Raw genomic sequence first — 3,689 nt, forward strand, 5'->3', positions numbered from 1 at the left:
GCAGACTTAAAATTTCAAACTCATTCAAAGGCGCTCAAAAGACAAGCCGTTTAAAAGGAAAAAAATGATTTTATTGATAGATAATTATGACAGCTTCGTGTTCAACGTGGAGCAGTACCTACGCGAGCTAACCGACGAAGAAGTATGCTGCGTGCGCAACGACAAGATCACGCTAGACGAGATCCGCAGGCTAAATCCCAGCAAAATCGTGCTAAGCCCGGGACCAAAACACCCTCAAGATAGCGGCATTTGCCTAGAGATTTTAAAAAGCGACATCGCCGCACCTATCCTTGGTATCTGCCTCGGACATCAGGCGATCGGGCTCGTTTGCGGCGCCAAAATCAAACGCCTAGAAAAGCCCTATCACGGCAAAACTTCGCTCATAAAAGTTAGCTGCAAAGAGCCGCTATTTACGGGACTGCCGGACGAATTTGAGGTCATGCGCTACCACTCGCTTTACGTGGACGAGCTACCGTCAAATTTAGAGGCCTCAGCCGTGAGCGAGGACGGCGTAGTGATGGCTCTTAGCGTGAGAGACAGGCCGATTTTTGGTATCCAGTTTCACCCCGAGAGCTACTTCACGCAGTACGGCAAAAAAATCATCGAAAATTTCATCAACTACGAAGCAGCGCCTGCAGCAGAGGTCGCCAAAGAGCCAAAGATCCGCCCGCTCAAGCCGTTTCTAATCAAGCTGCAAGAAAACGAGCGGCTAGACGACCGCGACTTTGAGCAAATTTGCGAAATCATCGCGAGTAAAGAGTACGAGATCACGCAGCTAGCGGCACTTTTGGTGCTAATCAGCGAAAAAAGCCTCTATCCGCAAAGCCTCGCAAGCCTCGCCAAAAACATCCTAAAATACTCGCAGACCTACCGCGATCCTTCGCCGATGATCGATCTTTGCGGCACGGGCGGCGACGGCTTTAAGACGATAAATATCTCAACCACCGTCGCGTTTATCCTCGCAAGCCTTGGCATCAAAGTCGCAAAGCACGGAAACAAAGCCGTTTCTAGCAAATCAGGTAGCTCGGACGTGCTGGAAATTTTGGGCGTTAAGAGCTCAAATTCGCTCCTAGGGCAGCGCGAGCTACTAAACGACAAAAATTTAGCTTTTTTCCACGCGCCGTTTTTCCATCCGCTAGTGGGCGAGGTGCGCGAAGTGCGTCAGCTCCTAGGTATCCGCACGGTTTTTAACGTACTTGGCCCGCTGCTAAATCCAAATTTGGCGCTCAAAAATCAGCTCGTGGGCGTCTATCATAAGCCTGTTTTACGCCTCTATGCCGAGACGCTGCAGCTGCTGGGACGCGAACGAGCGCTGGTAGTTCGCGGCGAGGACGGACTAGACGAGATAAGTCTGTGCGACGAGACGCGCGTCGTGGAGCTACGCGGCGGCCAGATCAGCGAGTACAGCATCACGCCAGAGCAGTTTGGCTTCAAACGGGCGTTTCACAGCGAGATCGAAGGCGGCACGCCTGAGCAAAACGCCGAAATTTTAAGGCAAATTTTAAAAGGCGAGATTAGCGGGCCGAAATTTGACGTAGTCGTGCTAAACGCGATGTTTGCGCTCTATGCAGCAGGCGTCGCGGACAGTCCAGCACAGGCCAAAGAGGTCATCCTGGATGCGATAAAAAGCGGTAAAGTTTATCGCTACTTCGAGGACTACGTGCGAGGCGAAGCGTGACGCTGGTTAAAATTTGTGGCATCAAAACGCCTGCGGAGGCGCGCGACGTGGCGAGTTTGGACGTTGATTTTTTGGGCGCGATATTTGCTAAAAGCAAACGGCAAGTGAGTGCACAGACGGCGCGTGAGATAACAGATATCGCACACGCGGCGGGCAAAAAATGCGTCGGCGTTTTTGCCGGGCAAAGCGACTGCGAGATAATAGAAATTTGCGAATTTGCCGCTCTTGACGTCGCACAGATCCACGGCGAAATTAGCTCAAATTTATACGCAAATTTAAAGACAATGGGACTAGAGGTTTGGCGCGTTTATAGCGTGCTAGACGCGCTGCCCGCCGTCGATACCGCGCTTTGCGATATGCCGCTTTTTGATTGCAAAGGCGAAAATGCCGGCGGCAACGGCATCAGCTTTGATTGGCAGATTTTGGGTGCGGTCAAATTTGACTTTGGTATGGCGGGCGGTATCGGCGAGCATAACGCGCGCGAAGCGATCAAATTTAACCCGCGAGTGCTCGATCTAAACTCAAAAGTCGAGGACGAAAACGGTATAAAATCGGCCGAAAAAATAAAGAAAATTTTAGAGCTAATAAAGGCGTAAATTTGTTTGCGGCGAAGGCAAATTTTACGCCTTTGCCGCCTTGCCTAAATAAAATATGGCATGTTTTTAAATTTCCCGTTTCCCTCACAGACCAATTAACGAGGCCTATCCGCGTCCCAAATAAGCCTAATAAAAACTTAAAATGCTAAAATAGAACGAAAATTTAAAGGATACCGATGAACACTAAAGCATATTTTGGCAAATTCGGCGGGCAGTTCGTGCCGGAAACCGTGATGTTCGCGCTAGACGAGCTCGAGGCCGCTTACGAACGCATCGCAAAAACGGCTGAATTTGAGGCCGAACTAGACGACCTACTAAAAAACTACGTCGGACGCCCGAGTCCGCTATATCACGCAAAACGCCTAAGCGAGCACTACGGGCATGAAATTTACCTCAAGCGCGAGGATCTAAACCACACCGGCGCGCATAAGATAAATAACGCCCTAGCCCAGGCGCTTCTAGCCAAAAAAATGGGCAAAAAGAAGGTCTTAGCCGAGACGGGCGCGGGTCAGCACGGCGTGGCGACTGCGACCGCGGCGGCATTGCTCGGCCTTGAGTGCGACGTGTATATGGGCGCGACCGACGTAGAGCGCCAGCAGCTAAACGCATTTCGCATGCAGCTTTTAGGCGCCAGAGTCGTGAGCGTAGAAGAGGGTCTAAAAACCCTAAAAGAAGCCACCACTGCAGCGATCCAAGCGTGGGTAAACGAAATAGAAAGCGCCTTTTACGTCATCGGCTCTGCAGTCGGCCCGCACCCCTATCCTAGGATCGTGCGCGACTTCCAGAGTATCATTGGCCGCGAGACCAAGGCTCAGCTAAAAGAATACGGCGTGCATCCCGACTACGTCATCGCCTGCGTCGGCGGCGGTAGCAACGCCATCGGCATCTTTAGCGCATTTTTGGACGACGCGGACGTAAATTTGATCGGAGTCGAGGCTGCAGGCCTAGGCGCGGATACTCCGTATCACGCCGCGACGCTAACCAAGGGTCGCACAGGCATCATCCACGGCATGAAAACGATCGTGCTTCAAGACGAATACGGCATGATCGAGCCCGTACATAGTATCTCGGCGGGACTCGACTACCCGGGCGTAGGCCCCGAGCACGCGCACCTGCATGAGAGCAAGCGAGCCGCCTACTACGGCGTCACCGACGACGAGTGCATAAACGCGCTATATCTAACCAGCCGCCTAGAGGGCATCATCCCGGCGATCGAGAGCTCGCACGCGCTAGCGTATCTAGAAAAGCTCTGCCCGAATTTGACGAAAAAAAGCGTCATCGTCGTAAACGTCTCGGGACGCGGCGACAAAGACATAAACACCGTGATGAGCTACGAGAAAGGAAAAATTTATGGCTAAGGTAAAAGACGCGTTCGCGAGCAAAAAAGCAAACATCGGCTACGTCGTGGCGGGGTA

3 protein-coding genes are annotated in these 3,689 nt (G+C 52.0%); all 3 read left to right on the plus strand.

The features are described from left to right. The first annotated feature begins 64 nt into the window (after positions 1-64). The 3 genes from trpD (at position 65) to trpB (ending at position 3,632) form a co-directional block, all read left to right on the plus strand. On the plus strand, positions 65-1,678 hold the full coding sequence (gene trpD, locus H740_RS07715) for an anthranilate phosphoribosyltransferase (protein ID WP_002952995.1): 1,614 nt from the start codon (positions 65-67) through the stop codon (positions 1,676-1,678). Further along, positions 1,675-2,274 (plus strand): phosphoribosylanthranilate isomerase, encoded by a 600-nt coding sequence (locus H740_RS07720; RefSeq protein WP_002952996.1) that lies wholly within the window; start codon positions 1,675-1,677, stop codon positions 2,272-2,274. Before trpD ends, H740_RS07720 begins: the two co-directional genes overlap by 4 nt. 176 nt (positions 2,275-2,450) lie before the next feature. Further along, a complete protein-coding gene (gene trpB / locus H740_RS07725) occupies positions 2,451-3,632 on the plus strand; it encodes a tryptophan synthase subunit beta (protein WP_002952997.1) in 1,182 nt (393 codons plus the stop codon). Positions 3,633-3,689: the final 57 nt, after the last annotated feature.

The sequence above is a fragment of the Campylobacter showae CC57C genome (assembly GCF_000344295.2).
In the GTDB taxonomy this organism is placed as follows: Bacteria; Campylobacterota; Campylobacteria; order Campylobacterales; family Campylobacteraceae; genus Campylobacter_A; species Campylobacter_A showae_B.